Source organism: Rhizobium sp. AP16 (assembly GCF_000281735.1).
Taxonomy (GTDB): domain Bacteria; phylum Pseudomonadota; class Alphaproteobacteria; order Rhizobiales; family Rhizobiaceae; genus Rhizobium; species Rhizobium rhizogenes.
This window is the reverse complement of record NZ_AJVM01000045.1, coordinates 1-20,330: the sequence shown is the minus strand read 5'-3', so window position 1 is coordinate 20,330 and position 20,330 is coordinate 1. Positions and strand designations below refer to the sequence as shown.

Below are 20,330 nucleotides of genomic sequence, written 5' to 3'. Positions count from 1 at the left end.
CAGGAGTTGTCATGACGGTGAGAGACCGTGAGACGATGGAGGACAAGCTGCGAGTATCAGCGGTGCATCATTCCGACATGCCGTCGGGACCAACCTCACGCATCAAGCAAGCCGATATGGCGTTCGATGCATCAGCCGGCGAGATGGGAACTATTGCCGATCGCATCCAGGCAAGCGCGCCTTCCGCAGTCCTGCCCAACGCTCCGACAGCGATCCAAACCACCACCGATACGCCAGCTGCCGTTGCCCAGGCCACTCCCCAGTCCGGCGCGCCGCAACCCGCCGCGGCACCGAAGGTCGACGAAAGTGCGCTGCGCTATTTCGCCGGTCGTGGCGACAAGGCGCGGCTTCAAGCCGAGATATCCCGACTTCAGGCGCTTTATCCGAACTGGGTGCCGCCCACCGATCCACTGGCCATACCGCAGAATAGCGACAAGCAACTTGAAGCCATGTGGCAGCTTTATTCCGAAGGCCGCTATGCCGAGCTGCGCAAGGCGATCACGGATAGGCAGGCAGCGGAATCCGGATGGCAGCCGCCTTCGGATCTGCTGGAGCGCCTGGATGTCGCCGAAGCCCGCACCCGCCTGATCAATGCCTCCGATCTCAAGCAATACGCGACCGTCGTCGAGATTGGCGCCAGCACGCCAAGCCTGCTCACCTGCAGCGACATCGATATTCTATGGCGCGTCGCGGAAGCCTTTATCCGAACGGATCGGGCCAACCGCGGCCAGGACACCTATGCCTATATTCTGAAGAATTGTGTCGCCCCTCAAGAGAGGCTTGCGACGGTGCAGAAGGCCGCAGCCCTGCTGCCCTACCAACCCATGCAGGATATCCTGGCGCTTGAGAAGCCGGACGGCAATAACGGGCGTGAATTCGACAGCATCCGCACCGACCTCGCGCGACGGTTTCTCGCCGAGGGCAACGACGATCCGAAGCTGGACATCGCGCCGAATTATCTGACGGAGGTCGAACGCGTCGGCCAAAGCCAGGGCCTTGCTTCCGACGCCGTTCTTCTCGGCTGGTACTATCTACGCCGCCAGAACTATGGCGACGCGGAAAAATGGTTCCGGATCGCGCATGACAAAGGAGACTCGGCAACAGCATCGCAAGGCTTTGCGCTGGTCCTGATTGCCGACGGCAAGCCCCAAGAGGCAGAAGACGTCATGTATAAATGGCGCGGTGTCTCCAAGGACGCGACGGCGACCTACCTCGCGGCGACAGCCAATCTGATGGCGTTGCAGCCGCCGGCCGCTCTTGGCGAAAATGTGCTTAGCCGTATCGCCACAGAAGTCATCGCGCAGAAATACGTGCCGACCGCACAGCAGTTCGGCTGGTTTGCACGCTCTCTGAACCAGCCGCAAACCGCGCTACGCTGGTTTGAGACGGCACTCAACTGGAAGCCTGATGACGAACCGTCGGCCTATGGGCTGGCCGTTACCCGCAATCAGCTGAACGACCGGCAAGGCGTGGCGGAGGTCCAAAGACTTTGGGCGGGACGATCCGAGCGCATTGCCAGGCTCAACGAGGTCAAGCCTCAAGTTCCTGTCGGCTCCGCACCACTGCCTTCGCCAAACCAAACGGCATCGCAAACGGCCGCGGCCTCGCCACCGGCCCTTGCCACACCGCCCGCAAAATTCGAGACCGACGTGATCGCAGGCGGAGGCTCTTCTCCACGAATTGAATATGGTCAATCGGAAAGGCGAACGCCGCCGGTACGGCGCAACGCGCGCCAGCCTCGCGGCTGCTCCACGACGATCAATTCCCAGCTTCTCACGCCGGGGGATGCTCTATCGCGCGGCTGGTGCCTGATGGATCTCAACCGGCCAATGGAAGCGATTGCAGCCTTCGAAACGGCGATGAATGCTCCGGTCGGCAAAATGCGGGAGGATGCCGCTTACGGGCAAAGTCTTGCCTATCTGCGTGCCGGGCTCACCAACAATGCAGCCGTTGCCGCAACCAAGGCACCTCTCAGCCATCAGCGCGCCGCCGAGCTGCAGGTGGCGATCCTGGCCAACCGCGCGCTTTCCGCATTCACCGCCAAGCGCTATCAGGAGACCCTGATCTATCTTGATCAACGCGCGCAACTCCAGCAGGAGCGGTTGGATTTGATGGTGCTTCGCGGTTATTGTTATCTCAATCTCAAGATGTACGACGATGCCGAGCGCATATTCACCGCCGTGGCCGCGACCGGCAGCAAGGACGGGAATCGCGGTCTTACCGATTTACGGCTTGCTCTCCATCCAAATCATAGTGAATGATCGGGGCTAGCTGCGATCGACGGCGGCAGAAAGCTCCGCGACGAGATTTCGATAAGGCAGCATTCATGGACTTGCCACGATGTCAGAATATGGCAACCGTATTATAACGAATCGCAAGTACGATGACGTGCTTTAAGGTAGGTTTCCCGAGTGACCAACGCCTCGCCAAAACACGTAGAAACCGACAGCAATGTCATCAGACTATGGGCGGAACTCGAACATCGCACCAAAGTCACCCCCGCCATGCTCCATTCGATCAACAAGGAAGGCCGGCTGATATCGGTCAGCGATGCCTGGCTCGCCAAACTTGGCTATACGCGCGAAGAAGTGATTGGCAGGCCGTCTTCGGATTTTCTGACGCCCGAATCCCGCGCTCACGCGATCAATGAAGTCCTGCCGGCCTTCTTCGAAACCGGTCACATCGATGATGCGGAATATCAGATGGTGTGCAAGAACGGACGGATCATCGACGTCCTGTTGTCAGCCGTGCTGGACGATAGCTCTCCTGAAATCGGCGGTGTCTCTCTGGCTGTCGTCACGGATGTGACCGCGCTTAAGACCGTCGAACGGCAATTGGCTGCCAGCGAGACGCGCTATAGAGGCCTGGTAGAAGACCAATCAGAGCTGATCTCCCTTGCCAGCCCTGAAGGCGTGCTGCGATTCGTCAATCATGCCTACGCGCGTCACTATGGGCTGCAGCCGGATGAAATGATCGGCAGAAGTCTCTTCGATTTCGTGCCGGAAGACAGCCGCGCCGCAGTAGCTGCACATCTTCGGTACGTATGCAGCGTCGATCATAGTGTAGAAGACGAAAACCAGGTCATTCTGCCAAACGGCCAAACCCGCTGGATGGCTTGGAGAAACAGAGCGCTCACCGACGCCGACGGACACGTCGTGGCTATTCATTCGGTCGCTCGCGATATTGATGACCGCGTGGCAGCAGAGCAGCGTCTCAAGGAGAGCGAGGCACGCTATCGTCTGTTGGCGGATCACGGTTCCGACATGGTGTTTCAACTCGATCGCGATTTGGTGCGCCGTTATGTTTCGCCAGCTTGTCGCGAAATTTTGGGTTACGAGCCGGAGGAGTTGATAGGGAACAAGCCCATGAACTTGGCCCATCCGGACGAGCGCCCGCAAATAATTCTTGCTTTTCAAGCATTGCTGAACGGTAGCGTGGAGCGCCGGTCGGTCATCAATCGTTTTCGCCACCGCGACGGACACTGGATTTGGGTCGAGGCACAGCTAAAGACGCTGAAGGACCCGAAGACAGGAAAACCGACGGGCATCATCGGAACGCTGAGAGACGTTTCGGCGCGAAAGGCTATCGAGGACGAGTTGCAGGACGCCAATCGGCGTCTGCAAGCGCTTGCTGAACAGGATGGATTGACCGGCTTGGCCAACCGACGATTTTTCGATAACGCGCTCTTGCGCGAAGCTGGTCGGGCCTGCCAGGACAAGACGAGCCTCGGACTGCTGATGATCGACGTCGATTGGTTCAAGGCTTTCAATGATTGCTATGGCCATCCGGCCGGCGACGAATGCCTAAAGAGAATTGGCGGGACAATCCAAAAAATAGTCAGTAGGCCTGGCGATGTTGCCGCACGTTATGGCGGAGAGGAATTTGCCGCACTGCTGCCAGATACGGACGAGCCGGCAGCCGCGGCGATCGCCGAACAGATTCGGCAGGCTGTGCTCGAGCTTGCAATCGAACACAGGGTTAGCCCGAACCAGGTCGCCACCATCAGCGTAGGCGCCGCGGCATTGACTGAAGGGGCGGTCACCGAGCCTGCAACGCTTCTGCACAATGCCGACCGCGCGCTTTATCGCGCCAAAGAAAATGGCCGCAACAGGGTCGCCTGCAGCACGCTGTCCGGAACGACTATCTGATCGGCGCGGCAAAACGGAAAGTTTGCGACAGAACCTAGTCGGGTTGAGGGGCGGAGGTTGTTTCGCCCTCCGAAAGCTCGCAAGCGAACAGGACCGGGCTATCAGCGCTGGGTGCCGGTTGCTTATCCAACAAAGCCGCCACCGCCGCCGCGGCGATCTTTTGAATCGGCTGCTTTACCGTTGTCAGGCGCGGCGTCGTCATGCTTGAAAGCGGGATGCCGTCAAAGCCCACGATGGAAAGGGCCGCGGGTATCGGGATGCCGAGATCATGAGCTGCCCTCATGCAGCCGATCGCTTGCTGATCCGAGCTCGTAAATATGGCTGTCGGACGCTCATTGCGGGCACGCGCCAGGAGATAGTTCCCGGCGGAGCGACCGCTCTCATAGTCAAAAGCCGCCTCGGCAATCAGGGGCGATCCTGCGCTCTGTCTGCTACCCTCAACATGCTCCATCGCATCCAGATAGCCCCTCAGGCGATCATTGGCGGGAACCGACTGCTTGGGACCGGAGATGAAGCCAATGCGTCGATGCCCGAGTTTCAAAAGATATTCGACGCCAAGCCTGGCACCATTGCGGTGGTCGGCGGCGATCCCGGAATATCCCGGCATGAGGCGGTCGACAACGACGATCGGCACTCCCTTTGGCGGCGTTATCGTATGAAAATCGTTGCTGGGAACGAGAATAATGCCATCCACCTTTCGGCTCGTCAGCTGCCCAATCCGGTTCACTTCCTTCGTCGCCTGATCAAAGGACGTCATGACGATGATATTGTAGCCGTGATTTGCTGCCGCCTGTTCGGCGGATTGAACGAGCTCCGCGAAGAAGGGATTGGTCAAATCCGGAATGACGATGCCGATCAGACGGCTGACCTTGCTGCGCATGCTTCTTGCGGACGGGTCGGGTGTATAGCCGAGTTCCTTTATGATCCCTCGGACCCGCTCCCTCGATTCCTTCGTGACCGAAGGATGATCATTCAAAACCCTTGAGACGGTCCCGGTGGAAACACCTGCGAGCTTGGCAACGTCCCGAATTCCGACCTTTGGCATGGCAAAAATTGATGTCCTCTCATTTCGCCTTCAACGACAAACCAAAGGCACTGATCCGGATTTCAGCTAACGGTCTCTATCGCCTTAGTCAAAGGGGCGCACTCAAATGTGATCGCTGATGTTTTATAGCGTGAAAGCAATGAAATTTGCAATGGAAACGGTTCATTACGAGCAGAAACGATCATGCTGCAAAGCAGCAAATCTGATTAATATTAGGCATTTAAACGGCGCCTTGACATTTTTTGGGGCCATTGATACCCAATAGCTGTGGAAACGGTTCATTGTCGTCGACAACTCAGGTGGAGCTGAGCGTTGAGCCGTTTATCGGGAGGATAAGAAATGTCGAATTCCAAAGAGCCTAGTTCTGTCTTGACCAATATGCCGCGACGCGCGGCGCTGAAGATCGGGCTTGCGGGCACGTTGATGCTTGCGCTGTCCTGTGGCGTTTCGCCCGCCTTTGCGGCCAGCAAGCCCAAAGTCGGTCTGATCATGAAGTCCCTGTCCAATGAGTTCTTCAAGCAAATGAAGGCAGGCGCCGACAAATACGCGGCGGAGAACAAGGACAAGTTCGACTTCAAGGCCGTCGGCATGAAGGACGAGCGTGACTTCGCCTCGCAGGTCGATGCCGTCGAAAACTTCGTGACGCAGAAATACGACATCATCGTTGTCGCGCCTGCTGATTCAAAGGCCATGGCCACTCCGCTTGCAAAAGCGGTTAAGGCAGGCGTCAAGGTCATCAATATCGACGTGCCGCTCGATGCAGACGCCAAGAAGGCAGCTGGTATCGACCTTGCTTTCTTCGGACCTGACAACACCGAGGGCGCCAAGCTCGCGGGCGATGCTCTTGCCAAGGATCTAGGCCCGGGTGCGAAGGTCGTGATCCTGGAAGGCAATCCTGAGGCCGACAACGCCAAGGAGCGTAAGGTAGGCTTCATGGACTCCATCAAGAGCGGCAAGCTCGAGCTTCTCGACAGCAAAACCGCGCATTGGGAAACGGAGGAAGCCAATACCGTCATGACGAATTTCCTGACCAAATATAAGGATATTCAGGGCGTCATGGCTGCAAACGACTCCATGGCTCTCGGCGTCGTCAAGGCTCTCGATGCGTCCGGCCAGAGCGGCAAGATCAAGGTCGTCGGCTTCGATAATATTCCGTCCGTCAAGCCTTTGATCAAGGACGGCAAGATGCTTGCCACCGTCGAACAGTATGGCGCGGAAATGGCGGCCATGGGCATCAAGTACGGCCTTCGCGAACTTGCTGGTGAGAAATTCACCGGCTGGGTCAAGACGGACGTCACACTCATCGCCGCCAAGGACCTCAAGTAGTCGGGATTACCGACTGCAAGGCTAAAGGAAGCGCCGGTTCATGACCGGCGCTATCCGCTGCCCAACCGATTTTCTCGTCGATCGCTTCGCGGGCGGCGTATCCAAACCGGTCCTGCGGCGCCGTGGGCGGTGCTGTCTCCATACAAAACAAACTGAAACAGGCATGAGGTGGACGTGTCAGGCACACCAGATGACTTCATCTTGAAGCTGGAAGGCATAGGCAAACGCTTCCCCGGCGTCGTCGCGCTCAAGGATGTTTCCATAAAGATCGGTCGCGGTAAGGGGCACGTCCTACTTGGCGAAAACGGCGCCGGAAAATCCACCCTGATCAATCTGCTCGGCGGCCTGTTCAGGCCGGATGACGGTCACATCGTGTTCGACGGCAAGCCTTACAATCCGGCGTCGCCGCTGGAAGCCTTCAAGGCAGGAATCCGTGTCATTCACCAGGAACTGCACCCTCTTTCCAATCTCACGGTTGCCGAAAACCTGCTCTTTGAGCATCTTCCGCGCCGATACGGCCTCGTGAACTACAAGGAATTGAACCACAGGGCGGCCGAACTCCTGGCTGAAGTGGGCCTTGACGTTGCTCCGACGACGCTCGCCAGCCGGCTCAGCATCGCGCAGCTCCAGCTGCTCGAGATCGCCAAGGCACTTTGCTACGAAAGCAAGCTATTGGTTCTTGACGAACCAACAGCAACCTTGACCTCCAAGGAAGTCGACCGCCTGTTTGAAATTCTGAAGCGGCTGAAGGGCCGTGGGGTTACGACCCTGTACATCTCGCATAGGCTTGAGGAGATCTTTGAGGTCGGCGACGATGTGACGGTCCTGCGCGACGGCCAGCATGTGATCACTCGCCCGCTTGCAGGACTGGGCATCCCGCAAATAGTCGAACTCATGGTCGGACGAACGCTCTCGGATCATGGCTTTTTTCGCGGTGACAGCGTGGTTCCTGGCGAGGCGCTTGGCGTTTCCGGTCTGAAGGTGACGCGCAATAGCCCGGAATTGTCCTTCTCCGTCTCCAAGGGAGAAATCGTCGGTATTGCCGGCCTTGTGGGCAGTGGTCGAACGGAGGCGGTTCGGGCGATATTCGGCGCCGACGTCAAGGCTGCCGGCGAAATTCGCATCAATGGCAAACCGGTTGAGATCAGATCACCCAAGGACGCCGTTGCCGCCGGCCTGTGCCTGGCAACGGAAGACCGCAAGATGCAGGGCCTGATGCTCGACATGAGCTGCGCGCAGAACACCACCATAACGGACCTTGCCAAAGTCTCCCGCAACGGCTTGATCATCCGAAAGGCGGAGGATGATCATTCGCAGCGTCTCGTGCGCGAGCTGCATATCAAGACCCCCTCGATCCGTCAGGCGGTTCGAACGTTTTCAGGGGGCAATCAACAAAAGGTGGTCATTGCCAAATGGCTGTTCCGTGGCCCCAAGGTGCTGATTTTCGATGAACCGACCCGCGGGATCGATGTGGGCGCGAAGGCCGAAATCTATGAACTCCTGTCGAAATTTGCCGCTGAAGGCAAAGGCGTTCTGGTCGTGTCGTCCGATCTGCCGGAGCTCATCAGCATCTGCCATCGCATCATCGTGTTGTCGGATGGCAAGATAGCCGGCGAAATATCTCGGGAACAATTCGAAGAGGGCAAGATCCTCTCACTTGCTTACAAGGAGTACAGTCGTGTCCGGGAACGTTGAAAACAAGACCGAGCCGAAAGAGAGCCGCTTTTGGGACAAGCTCATTCGGATCTCGATGAAAGAGGCCGGCGTAGCCATCGCCCTCATTCTGATCCTCGCATTCTTCTCGGCGACGGCACCCTATTTCGCGACGCCGGAGAACTTCCTCAAAATCTTTGTCCAGATCGCCATCAACACAGTGCTTGCCTCCGGCATGACCTTCGTCATTCTTGTCGGCGGTATTGATCTGTCCGTCGGTTCGCTGCTCGCCCTTTGCACGGTCATCGGCGCAACCATCATGATCGATCCCCGCCTTTCCCCATGGCAGGCGATTGTTCTGGCATCGTTCGCATCGATGGGAACAGGGGCTATCCTTGGCGCGGTCAACGGGTGGGTATGCGAAAAATGGAAGCTTCCGTCCTTCATCGTTACACTCGGCATGCTGAATGTCGCAAGTGGCCTGGCGCGCGTTGTCAGTGACAATTCCACCATCACCGGACTGCCGCAACCCTTCGTCGATTTCGGCAATCTGATCTTCTGGGGCGTATTCCCTTCGATCTTCTTGATCGCGATTATCGTCGTCCTCATCGGCTGGTTCGTTTTGCGCTATACGGTTTTCGGACGCTTCGTGTTCGCAATCGGCACCAATGAGGAAGCAGTCCGGCTGTCCGGGCATGAGCCAAAGAAGTACAAGGTCGCGGTCTTTACGATTTCCGGGCTGACAGCGGGCATCGCGGCCATGGTCTATCTGCTCCGGCTGAACGTCGGCAGCCCGGTCGCAGGCATCGGCTATGAATTGAATGCCATAGCCGCGGTCATCATCGGGGGAACCAGCCTTTCGGGTGGTAAGGGCTCGATCATCGGAACGCTGGTCGGCGCCTGCATCCTACAGGTACTGTCCACCGGTCTGCAGCTTCTGGGCGCTGACGACAACATCAAGCCGATTGTAATTGGTGCCGTTATCGTGCTGGCCGTTATTCTCGACAGCTATCGCGGCCGGTTGATGCGGATACTCGAAACGCGTTGACTTTGAGGCGGCATTGCCATCGCGTGAAACCGTTACCAGTCCACTGGTTGTGAACCGGCCGCGGATATTGTCTGTTGAGTTCCGTGCAAAACCCACCCAGCTTGCCATCTTGGCGTGACCCAGCGACTGTCATGAAACTAATGTTTCTCATTGTCCTGTCTCAAGCCGGGCCTAGTCAGCGCCAAGCGAAAAAACGGGGCACTCCTTACCGCTCCAACGCTATGCCTTGACGGGGAAAGACGATCAACAACTTGTCGCCCCTCGCATGCCGGCGATTTCGCATCTCCCCTTCATAGGCTGCGCTGATGAAAGCCATTTGTCCCAGAGTGACTACGCTACAGTCAAACGACAGCCCGCCTTTACCCGTAGGTTCGACCGTAACTGATGAAGAAGAACTCGAAAGAATGCGCGCGAGCCTATCAGGATCGGTACCGCGCTCCGCTGTCCGCTTAATAATCGACGCATTGCCATGCATTGTCGCTAATCCGTATTGGCTTCCGCCGAGATCTGGCCTGCCTCCGGCATCTATTTCCGGGAAGTATCATCCTTGCGAGGCTCGAATGGACAGACGCGAGCCCACTGGGAACCCACGTCTATCAGAATTCAACCCGCATTGTTCGGCGTCACTTCCAGCTGGTGTAATCTGATGCGGTGCATCCAAAGGGCGCATGTTGATCGCCGAAACGCTTCTTCAGCTGATCGCAACCCCAGCGGTTGAGAGGAGCCGGCATCATGTTGTTGATATCCATGGCGGGCGACGTAAACTGCGAGCTTGCGCTGGTCACATACCAAAGCCAGTAGCCGAAAATGCCGCCGATAATCAGAATTATCACGAGGAAGAATCTCGCGAGGCGCGTCATGATGGACGGTCCTTTCTTCCCTCGCGCAACGAGTTCCGGTGGATGCCCGCCCAGTTCGGCAGCCAGCGGCGCGAGAGCTTTGGCGCGCTCTTCTGCCGTCATCTCGATCCGCTCTAGCCGCTCATCCAGAAGGACCGGAAGAGACGTATTTCCATGCCAGATGGCAAGCCCCACGGCTTTGCCACCATTTTCGCCGATGAGCAGCGGTTCCTGTCCCGGCTCGAAACGAGTATGTCCCACTCGCCCAGTCTTTTTCTCGGCTATCTTGTCCGCATAGGTCACCGTCAATCGCTTGCGCCGCCGGTCGAATGCCGTGATTTCCACCGGGACCGGCACGAGTTGAGCAGGTTGGCGCAATCGGCTGCGGACGCGCCAGGCACGCAAGATCTGGAAAATCGCGGCGATGCTGACGCCGCCAAGAAGAGCGACGAACACGGCGAGCGTTATGATCCGGTTCCAGAGCTTCTCAATCCCGAGGCTCAGGGTTGCCAAATCCGGGTGATCCGCGGAAATGACGAGATTCGTGTCGTAATCACCGTCATGGATGTCGACGAACATGATCTCGACGGCCTTGTCATAACTCTGACCGTTGTACGTATAGTTGAGATCGGCCGAGCAGGTGGTGAAGAAGCCCTTTCTGGTCGTGCATTTTCCGTCGCGAATATCGCCGCTATCAAGTGTGACGGGATTTTGGTTGATCGTCCAATCCCTCAAGATGCCCGGAGCTTCAGAAACCGCCATGAAAGCAGTGAGGCCGATCACGATCGGCAGCGAGAAAAAGAGGGCTTTCGGCACCGAGATTACGCCCTGAGAAAGCATGAGAGCTCTTTGCGGAAGCTGTATCATTGGGAATGTCATTGTCTGCCTGAAACTCCGAGTGACTACGTAGGCATCCGCAGAGCAAGGGCGAAGCATAGGCTTCGCAAAATCCTGGGGGTTCAACTTTGCGCCCACATTTACAGCGCGGAAAAATAAACATTTTGCTTCGAGGTTCAATAGTCGGTTGTGGAAGATCCACCAGCTTCGCGGTGCAGTGGCTTTCCCCCAAAAAGCTGATCAGATGTGTCAGCATTTTGGTGGACGATCCGCTCGTTTATTGTGTTCCCGATCGTGCAGGGATCGGTCAGCGATTTGCCCGAAGTTATCGAAGCCCTTGAGAAACGCGACGCTGGATGCCGATCCCCTGCCCGATCCAATCGATACATCCACGCTGCAGCCTCCCTCATAGCCAAGCGCAAATATCAACGCGAGCAGCGACGGATTTGCCGATCCCTACCGTTTAAGCACTGAAGGGACACCAACCAGGTTCTTCGAGAATAGAGAGTACATATGAGAAAGATCACTTTATTGGCCTTGGCTGCCACCGCTTGCTTTGCTGTCGTCGCACCAGCTGAAGCCCGCGATGGCTGCGGTATCGGCTTCCATCGAGGCCCCTATGGCTACTGCCACCCCGATGGCCCCCGCATTATCGTCGTACCAGCCGGCCCGGCCTATGGCGCCTTCTATCCGGGACGTGGATATTGGGACGGACACCGCTACTGGGTTCATCATGAGTGGTGGCATGGTGGATGGCGCTACCGCTAAGGATCGCGCTCGACCCGATTATCTCGATCGGGTCGAATATCATGTGTATGTGAGCCTGATATAAGTGAACAGTGTCGCTTTGCCAGCTCTCCCCGATTAGACGATATGTCGATATCGGCGACCTGCCCACCTATCTGAAAGCTCTTGCCGCGTTGGGCCTGCGACAGGTGTCAACGCCCCCAAGCCGAGACGTCTGGCACCCTCTTTAAAGCGGTGGACGCCGGCCGAGCGAAAGCGGCCTCGTTCATGCAGTCGCTGAACGATAGATTCATTTCACCAAAAGCTACTTGCCGGCGGAGGACTGAACAAAATAAAGGCCGTCATGCGGTTGCATGCCTATCTCGCCGATCCGTGTTACCAGGCCAATATTCAATGCCTCGGGTGCCCTTACGAATCGAAGTTGCGAACCCAAAAGATCGCCATATTGCTTGTCGCTGATTGAAAGCCGTTCCTTGTATATTTCCTTCATTCGATCATCGTCGTTTTGGAGCGCGGTATATCTCTCATTAATTTCGTCGGGGGTAAGTTTTTCGTTATTGAAGCTCAGTCGACCCGAGTGAAATGCAAAAATGGATTCTTTATTTGCAACTCGCTCTTTCCCAGCCAAAAATAGAAGAATTGCCGCGGATTCAACGTTGGAAATCGCGTATGTATTAATTGTTACATCCAGTGAGCACAACAAATGATACAATGATATTCCTGATGAAATATCCCCGCCCGCAGAATTTATCATAAGATATATTGTTTTATAACCTTGAGATCTTAGATTGATCAATCCTCCGGTCAGCTCAAGGGTGGATTTGTCGTCAATCTGCTGCGAGAAATACAAATAAGCCGTCGAGGTGACATTCGCGTTTGCCTTCTCCTCAGCAAAAACGAATTTAGGTTTGAGCGTACCGACAGCTAAAGCAGATAGACCGAAGCAGACATCGCGGCGATTCAATATTGCTGACATATCAGACAGTCCTTGAAGAGAGTCATCGTTCCGACAAGACGCTCGACCCCAGGCTACAGTGACGTTGCTACCGATCGGCAAGCTGATGAGGAGCCGATACCGTGCGGCGGGCCTGAGCATCTGCGACTTCGGTTCATGAGCATGTTTGATAATGCAACCATTCTCACTCTCCAGTACCGGACCATCGTGTGCTCCAAGCTCAATGAGCCTCGTCATTCAGGATTTTCGTCAGAGCTTTTGTTGGTTAAACGAGCAATCGAACGAAACCCGTCGCCCAACTTGAAAATCTTTTTGCAATGAATAGATGAAAGGCGACACACCGCCGAGTCCGTCGTCTAACGCTTATCCAATCCCCCCAACATGCTGCGCTGGGAAGGATTTGTGATCGAAGCATTGATTTGCCGCAGCGCCGGCCGGAACCTAGCGTGACTTCCATCGGACCTGGGTGAGTGCGAAGATCGACTTCCTTCGCACGCCACCGGACGGTCGTCCTTGGACTATCGAAATCAAGCGATGCTCCTTACCTCACCCGGCAAAGCCCTGTTTGATCTCGCATCTGGTGATGCTTTGAAACGATCGAAAGCTGTCGGATGCTGAACCCGCGGGGCTGCGACCTCCCAACTGTAAATCTCTGAGCACAGACAATGAAGCTCATCGCACGAGGCTTGCTCGCCGACTTCTATCCACTAGGACTTCGGTCGACCATCACTGCCATCAGATCAGCAATATCCCTTGCCCTTCAAATGATTTTTCATCTCATATGGGCCATACTCGGCGAAAATTCGCACATATGATTGCCCGCTGATGCGGATCAATTCCGTGAACGGCGCTTCACTTTCCCCGATACTTCGATCGAGCAGCGCAAAGCAGCCATCGACGGCGCTATGACCATCATGAAAATAGCCCGCCTGCCCGATCAGATATCCGAATTTTGTGCCCTGGGAACCACGGGCATCCCAATCGATCTCGGAAACCGAACAGGCCCATGCCTTATTGGCACAGCGTCGCAGAACGGACGGTTGGAGCCTGCATTGTGCGCGATCTGTGAAACAGCTTCGAAGGTTGAGCCTGCTAACGTTGCGGCATAAAGCCTTGATTTACATGTACGGAATGGAAATCAAAGGGAGTCCCGATTGGTGCCGATAGCGACCCCGCGCAGCTTGTTAATCTACTTGCAAAGTCATTTACTTGCTGCCTTTTGACTGAGAGGCAACCTTCGGTGCCGGTTTACACCCTCGATGTCAATTTTCTCCTGGCGGGCAAGCCGGCTGACCTCGTCGAGAGGGCGCTTTAAAGCCAAGCTTCCAGAACACCACTTTTTGAGGATTGGCGGCATCCGGATATGACGGCTGCGCTGTAGATTATCCAATTTGCGCCATCTTTTGGCGTCGAGCCTCCAGGGTAAATTGACAGCGGAAATGCCACATGGAACAGGTGCCTAATACTACGCTGATCAGTGCCGAAAGGTGACGGACATAGAAGGCGTGATTTCATTGGAAGTCCGTCCGCCTGTAAATTCTGCGTCGATATGACTATCGCGGCGGAAGGTGCGTCATTTGGGTAGCGACATGATGTCGGCCCAGGACTGAAGGTGCCTTGCACACGGAAAAACGTCGCTCAAATCGATGGGCGAGCAGAACCGATCTTCGAGACCTGGTCAGGGATTCGAAGAGCAGCAGAACGCTTCTTGATAGCGAAAGAGATCTATGGGCTGGCGCCGTTTCACGCGCCAGGCGGGATACCCAATTCTAAAACTGACATTTCGTCCGCGGCCAAACCTGGTCGTAGTCTACAATTTTAGCTGTGTGGAATATAGTATGGCTGGATTTTCAGATCAAATTGACGACCAGATAATCGCAAATGCATTTTCGAGGCGGAGCTTCCTGATGGGCTTCGCCGCTCTTAGCCTGTCTGCCGTTGGTGCTCGCGCCGACGGTGCCACATCCTCGTCCACGGACGCAACGACTGCCCAAGATGGGTTCGTCCATCCGGGCCTGCTGCACACCGAAGCCGATTTCACCCGCATGGCGGCAAAGGTCAAGGCGGCAGAGTCGCCATGGATCAACGGCTGGAACGTCCTGACCGCAAATTCGCATGCCAGCCTGGGCTATAATCCGCGTCCGCAGGCGGCGGTCTACCGCGGCAACGACGGCGTTCATTCGCAAAACTACACCTTGCTTTTCAACGATATCGCTGCGGCTTACGCGCACGCCTTACGCTGGAAGGTAACGGGTGACACCGCCTACGCCGAGAAGTCGATTCAGATCATGAATGCCTGGTCCGCGGTCCTGACGGTCATCGGCGGCGATACCAATGCCGCACTGGCGGCGGGCATCTACGGCTACGAATTTGCCAATGCGGCGGAAATCATGCGCTCATATTCCGGCTGGGCGGCAGCGGATTTCGCGCGTTTCCAGACCATGATGGTCAACGTCTTCTACCCGATCAATCACGACTTCATCAATCGGCACAACAACACGCAGGTCACGCATTATTGGGCCAATTGGGATCTATGCAACATGGCATCGATCATGGCCATCGGCGTGCTCTGCGACAACCAGACCTATTTCGACGAAGCGGTCGAATATTTCAAATCCGGCGCCGGCAATGGCTGCATCATGCAGGCCGTCTACTACGTCCATCCGGGTTATCTGGGCCAATGGCAGGAGACCGGACGCGATCAGGGTCATAATACGCTGGGCATCGCCCTGGTCGGGGCGATCTGCGAAATGGCCTGGAATCAGGGTGTCGATCTCTACAGCTATGACAACAACCGCGTTCTCGCCGCGGCGGAATACGTCGCCAAAGGCAATTTGATCGAAAGCGGAACGACCTATTACACCGTGCCTTACCTGTTCTACACCAATGTCGACAAGGTCAATCAGAGCGGCTTCTCGACAGCGAGTCAGGGGACGGTCCGACCATGCTGGACGCTGGTCTACAATCACTATGTAAACCGCCAGGGCCTGGCGGCGCCCTATACTGGCAAGTTCATGGATCAGATTGCTCCGGAAGGCGGCGGCGGCAATTACGGTCCCAACAGCGGCGGCTACGACCAGTTGGGTTATGGCACTCTCACCTGTAGCCGCGAAGCGATTGCCTCCGGCAATCCCCCGAGCGGCCTGACCGCCAGGCTCAGCGCGGGCGACATTGTCCTCTCATGGTGGGGCACGGCCTATGCAACGGGTTATAGCGTCAAGCGCGCGACGCAATCGGGCGGCCCGTACACGACCCTCAAGACCGGGATTACCGACCTGCTGACCTATACCGATACGGGGCCGACCGACGGTGTCTATTATTATGTAATCACGGCAGAGACGCCTTCGGGCGAAAGTGCCGCCTCCAACGAAGCGACGGCCTCCACGACAAAAACGCTGCAAACCCAGTTCGCCTTCGATGAGGGGACCGGCACCACCACCGGAGGCGGCGGCACCCTCGTCAATGCCAGCTGGGCGACAGGCAAGACCGGCACGGCCGTCTCGCTGATCAGCAGCAATAGCGCCTATGTTTCGCTACCGGAAAATCTCGTGCTTCCTTTGGCCGACTTCACCATTGCGGCTTGGGTCTTCTGGAACGGCAATCAGAACTGGGCGCGCATTTTCGACTTCGGAACCGGCACAGGCCGTTACATGTTCCTGACGCCGCGCGGTTCAACGGGCAAGGCCCGTTTCGCCATCACTCTGAACAGCGGGAATGGTGAGCAGGGGATAGACGCAAATATCGTCATGCCTTCCGGGCGCTGGACCCATGTTGCGGTGACCTTGTCCGGTCATACCGGCACCCTCTACATCGACGGCACCGAAGTCGGAACAAACACGGCGATGTATTTCGCGCCGTTCCATATCGGGCCGACGAAACAGAACTGGATCGGACGGTCACAATACAGTGCTGATCCTTATTTCAACGGTCTGATCGATGACTTCCGTATCTACAATGGTGCGCTGGACTCCTCCGGGATCACCGCCCTGATGGCATAGTTCGGTCGGTTTCGACGACTAGCCGAAGCGTTCCCATCCACCCTTCATCGTATCGCTCCCGCCAGGAGAAAACGAAAAGACGTAACCTCCTGGCGGTAGTGCCCTAACAACAAGACAAAGGCTGATGCCTTGTGGCCGACTGCTTCCGAGCCATCTTGGCGGATGCGGAGGTTGCACCACCAAAACCGTGGAGGCGGTTGTTTTTCGCCCGTTTCAATCGGCTCGTGCTTCGTCGCGGGAAGACGCAGAATGTGTTTTCGGTAGGTGTTCTTTCCAATGAAATTTTTAAAGGCTGCTCACGCAGCACTTGTGCTCTTGCTGGCTGGATGTGTCTCCTCAGATCCAGTCGACAACGTCTTTTCCGACAAGCTGCTACAGCTCGACGCGCGAGGAAAGCCGTTGCCGGTGACGACGAGCGGAACCAGCTCCCTGCTCACCAACGGGAGCTCCGCAAATGCATTTGTCGGAGCGACCCAGCAGGGGAACGAGAGCTTCGTTTCGCAAGGCGCTCCAGCGTTTTCAGTTGAAAAGCGAATATCCGGCGGCGAGGGATATACCCTCAACCTTGTCGATGCCCCCATTTCCGCGGCGGCGAAAAGCATCCTGGGCGACATTCTCAAAGTCAGCTACGTCGTGGACCCGCGTGTCAACGGAAAGGTTACGCTGCAAACGAGCCAGCCGGTATCCCGGGACGCGCTTGTCGACATCCTGGAATCCGCCCTTGCCGTCAATGGAGCCGCAATCGTTCGCAAAGGCGATTCCTATCAGATCGTCCCGATCGGCAATTCATTCTCGACGACGCCCGCAGTCACCGTGCCTTCAGCGACACCGTCCGGCCCGGGCGTTCGGGTTCAGGTGATCGAACTGCGCTTCATCGGTGCGGAGGAAATGAAGAGCATTCTGGAGCCGATCAGTCGTCCGGGATCCATTCTGCGCGCCGACTCGGCACGCAATCTCCTGATGCTGGCTGGATCCAATGCGGACCTCTCCGCCATGCGGGATGCGATCGCCACCTTCGACGTCGACTGGATGAAGGGAATGTCGGTGGCGCTTCACCCGCTCAAGGCCTCGCAGCCCGCTGATGTCGCAAAGGAGCTGAATACCATATTCGGCACCCAGGACGGGCCCAATGCAAAACTGATCAAATTCGTTCCGAACGACCGACTGAACGCCGTGCTGGTCATAACCTCCCGCCGTGCCTACCTGTCGCAGGCGGCCGACTGGATCAACAAGCTTGATCGCATCGCCAGCACCAACGAGAAGCAGCTCTTCGTCTACAATATCCAGAACCGTCCGGCAAAAGAGTTGGCGCAGGTATTGCAGTCCGTGATTGCGGGCCAGGAAAAGAGCGCGCCAAGCTCTTCGAACGCGGTCGCGCCCGACATGGCACCGACGACGTTGACGGGAGACGCCACATCCACTGAGCCTGCCGCTACAAATACCAATACCGCCGCAACCGCGTCGTCATCGACGACGGCGGGAGATTCAACGCACACATCCGTCGTCGCCGACGTGGAAAACAATGCGCTGCTGATATCGACGACACAACGCGAATACGAACACATTGAGCAGATTTTGAAACAGTTGGATGTGATGCCGACGCAGGTTCTCATCGAGGCCGTCATCGCCGAGGTGACGCTCAACGATCAGTTGAAATTCGGGCTGCGCTGGTTTTTCGAAAACGGCAAGTTCGGTGTCGGGCTTTCCGACCTCTCCGACGGCAGCACCGGGGCCAGCTTTCCGGGTTTTGCCTGGACTTTTGCCTCCAGCAATGTTGGCGCCACCCTGAACGCGCTGTCGAGCATAACCAACGTCAACATCGTATCCGCACCGACCCTGATGGCCCTGAATAATCAGAAGGCAACGCTCCAGGTCGGAGATCAGGTTCCGATCGTCACGCAACAGTCGGCGTCCACGACGACCAGCAATACCGCAATCGTCAGCTCGATCGACCTGAAAGATACCGGCGTGATCCTTACGGTCCTGCCTAGGGTCAACAGTTCCGGACGGGTCATGCTCGATATTCAGCAGGAGGTTTCGAACGTCGTGAAGACGACGACCTCGGGTATCGATTCGCCGACGATCCAGCAGAGAAAGCTCTCCACCAAGGTTATCGTCGATGACAATGAAAGCGTTGCACTCGGTGGGCTGATCCAGCAAAGCAACACGTTGAACCACTCGCAAGTGCCCATCCTTGGGAAAATGCCGATCTTCGGCAATGCCTTCAAAAACAAGGAGGACACGATCAACAAGACCGAGCTGATCATCTTCATCAAGCCTCGTATCGTTCGAGACGTGCGGCAGGCGAGGGATGTGACGGAAGAGTTCCGAAACCAGCTGAATTTGAGCTCGGCCGTTCAGAAGCGACGCGGCGGCAACAACGAGCTGGAGCAGGACCTGAAGAGGCTGGAATATTGATCGGCCCGTTGACGCTACAGCAATGGGTCGCGGCTCTGCTGATGATCGCAACGGTCCTGCGGATTGCCTGGATCGATCTGAAAATCATGCGTATTCCGGACCATTGGAATGTCTTGCTCGCAGGACTGGGGATTGCTTACAGGCTTCCATTCGGCGATCTCGACACCTTGCGTGCACTCGCGGTCGGATTGGCGACCATGGCGGCCTTTGCGCTCCTACGCTGGGTTCATCGACGGATAAGCGGTCGGATCGGGCTCGGGCTGGGTGACGTCAAACTCATCGGAAGCGCCGCCGTCTGGTTCAGTCCCTGGAACCTTCCCTTGTTTTTCATGCTGGCCAGCAGCACGGCTCTGTTGTTTTCGCTCATCTTTCTACGAGGCAAATCGACGGCCCTTCGCAATCTCAGGGTGCCGTTCGGGCCATTTCTCGGAATTGCCCTCGTCCTCACCTGGTTATCCGAGGTTACATCCTTGTTTTCATTGATACCTGCGAGTTCCCTATGACGAAAAAAGACATCATAGCCGAAAAGAACACCGGAGCCGACGACGATGGTTTCACGCTCGTCGAGCTTTTGGTCGTGCTTGCAATCATCGCCCTCATTGCGGCGATCGCCGCACCCCAGGTGCTGCGATATCTCGGATCGGCGCGCGTCGATGCGGCGAAAGCGCAAATGCGGAACCTGGAAAGCGCGCTTGAACTTCTCTACGTCGATGCCGGTCGCTATCCGACAACGGAGGAAGGTCTTTCGGCACTTGTGGAGCGCCCAGCCGGATTTACATCCTGGAACGGTCCCTACATGAAACAGACCGCCGCGCTCCGCGACCCATGGGGCAACCCGTACCAGTATAAGGGGCCCGAGGGTCTGTCGGGCTATTCATTGATGTCGTTCGGGCGGGACGGGAAGCCGGGCGGCGATGGTCAGGACGCCGATCTCAGCCCATAGGCGCGCCAGACCAGCTTTAGCCTTATTCCGGCACGGCGGACAGATGAAGGATCCTTTCGGCGGAGACCTTATGTCCCGAACGCGTGATTGAAACCGTGATGCCGACGGAGGCAGGCAATCTATCTGTCTGGGTCCATTCGCTGCGCCATGCGCCGCCGGCCGGAGCCTGCGACGCATCGCCCTGCGTCCAATATTGAAACTGGAGCTCGTCTATCCGCGCCAGCTCGACGGCTTCTGTCTGAATTTGCTCGCCGGGCCTGCGCGGGCGAAGCGACTGTATTAGCCGGCTATCATTCTGCCGGTCGGCGCCGCGCTCGAGAAAGATGCTCACGTCCCTGAGACCATATTGCCGGCTGCCGATACGGCTGGCCGC

At 56.8% G+C, this 20,330-nt stretch carries 14 protein-coding genes and 1 pseudogene; 10 read left to right on the top strand and 5 right to left on the bottom strand.

Annotated elements, in window-relative coordinates; translation table 11 throughout:
* Positions 1-11 precede the first annotated feature (11 nt).
* Together PMI03_RS15240 and PMI03_RS15235 are read left to right on the top strand one after the other, a co-directional pair.
* The gene (locus PMI03_RS15240) at positions 12-2,261 is read left to right on the top strand and encodes a hypothetical protein (protein WP_007694755.1); all 2,250 of its coding nucleotides are present in this window, start codon (positions 12-14) and stop codon (positions 2,259-2,261) included.
* A gap of 150 nt (positions 2,262-2,411) precedes the next feature.
* On the top strand, positions 2,412-4,148 hold the full coding sequence (locus PMI03_RS15235) for a GGDEF domain-containing protein (protein ID WP_007694753.1): 1,737 nt from the start codon (positions 2,412-2,414) through the stop codon (positions 4,146-4,148).
* 34 nt (positions 4,149-4,182) lie between these two features.
* Here the strand turns inward: PMI03_RS15235 and PMI03_RS15230 are convergent, their stop codons facing one another.
* A complete protein-coding gene (locus tag PMI03_RS15230; RefSeq protein WP_007694751.1) occupies positions 4,183-5,193 on the bottom strand; it encodes a LacI family DNA-binding transcriptional regulator in 1,011 nt (336 codons plus the stop codon).
* A 339-nt stretch (positions 5,194-5,532) separates the two neighbouring features.
* Here PMI03_RS15230 and PMI03_RS15225 point away from each other — a divergent pair, with 339 nt between their 5' ends.
* The 3 genes from PMI03_RS15225 (at position 5,533) to PMI03_RS15215 (ending at position 9,220) form a co-directional block, all read left to right on the top strand.
* Positions 5,533-6,519, top strand: a complete 987-nt coding sequence (locus tag PMI03_RS15225; protein WP_007694749.1) for a sugar ABC transporter substrate-binding protein — start codon at positions 5,533-5,535, stop codon at positions 6,517-6,519.
* A gap of 174 nt (positions 6,520-6,693) precedes the next feature.
* Entirely contained in the window at positions 6,694-8,214 is a 1,521-nt protein-coding gene (locus PMI03_RS15220; RefSeq protein WP_007694747.1) for a sugar ABC transporter ATP-binding protein, read from the top strand.
* A complete protein-coding gene (locus PMI03_RS15215) occupies positions 8,198-9,220 on the top strand; it encodes an ABC transporter permease (RefSeq protein WP_007694746.1) in 1,023 nt (340 codons plus the stop codon). The genes PMI03_RS15220 and PMI03_RS15215 overlap by 17 nt, the downstream gene beginning before the upstream one ends.
* A 623-nt stretch (positions 9,221-9,843) precedes the next feature.
* Here PMI03_RS15215 and PMI03_RS15205 read toward each other — a convergent pair.
* Positions 9,844-10,938 (bottom strand): hypothetical protein, encoded by a 1,095-nt coding sequence (locus PMI03_RS15205; protein WP_039974100.1) that lies wholly within the window; start codon positions 10,936-10,938, stop codon positions 9,844-9,846.
* A 471-nt stretch (positions 10,939-11,409) separates the two neighbouring features.
* Between PMI03_RS15205 and PMI03_RS15200 the strand changes: the two genes are divergently transcribed.
* Complete coding sequence (locus tag PMI03_RS15200; RefSeq protein WP_007694743.1) at positions 11,410-11,664, top strand: GCG_CRPN prefix-to-repeats domain-containing protein; 255 nt, start codon at positions 11,410-11,412, stop codon at positions 11,662-11,664.
* A gap of 283 nt (positions 11,665-11,947) precedes the next feature.
* Here PMI03_RS15200 and PMI03_RS15195 read toward each other — a convergent pair whose 3' ends face one another.
* Positions 11,948-12,835, bottom strand: a complete 888-nt coding sequence (locus tag PMI03_RS15195) for an ATP-dependent Clp protease proteolytic subunit (protein ID WP_007694741.1) — start codon at positions 12,833-12,835, stop codon at positions 11,948-11,950.
* Positions 12,836-13,125: 290 nt separating this feature from the next.
* Positions 13,126-13,661 (bottom strand): annotated as a pseudogene (locus PMI03_RS31020) (hypothetical protein); the annotation flags it as partial.
* Between the two features lie 844 nt (positions 13,662-14,505).
* Here PMI03_RS31020 and PMI03_RS15185 point away from each other — a divergent pair.
* The 4 genes from PMI03_RS15185 to gspG all read left to right on the top strand — a co-directional run bounded on the left by PMI03_RS15185 (position 14,506) and on the right by gspG (position 19,957).
* Positions 14,506-16,596 carry a LamG-like jellyroll fold domain-containing protein gene (locus PMI03_RS15185; protein WP_007694739.1) on the top strand — a complete coding sequence of 697 codons (2,091 nt, stop codon included), beginning with the start codon at positions 14,506-14,508 and terminating at the stop codon, positions 16,594-16,596.
* 276 nt (positions 16,597-16,872) lie between these two features.
* A complete protein-coding gene (gene gspD, locus PMI03_RS15180) occupies positions 16,873-19,014 on the top strand; it encodes a type II secretion system secretin GspD (RefSeq protein WP_007694735.1) in 2,142 nt (713 codons plus the stop codon).
* The gene (locus tag PMI03_RS15175) at positions 19,011-19,517 is read left to right on the top strand and encodes an A24 family peptidase (RefSeq protein WP_007694733.1); all 507 of its coding nucleotides are present in this window, start codon (positions 19,011-19,013) and stop codon (positions 19,515-19,517) included. The genes gspD and PMI03_RS15175 overlap by 4 nt, the downstream gene beginning before the upstream one ends.
* Entirely contained in the window at positions 19,514-19,957 is a 444-nt protein-coding gene (gene gspG / locus PMI03_RS15170) for a type II secretion system major pseudopilin GspG (protein ID WP_007694731.1), read from the top strand. The genes PMI03_RS15175 and gspG overlap by 4 nt, the downstream gene beginning before the upstream one ends.
* Before the next feature lie 22 nt (positions 19,958-19,979).
* On the opposite strand, the gene PMI03_RS15165 is transcribed toward gspG, so the two are convergent.
* Positions 19,980-20,330 (bottom strand): hypothetical protein (locus PMI03_RS15165; RefSeq protein ID WP_007694729.1); only part of this gene is annotated, 351 nt, incomplete at its 5' end.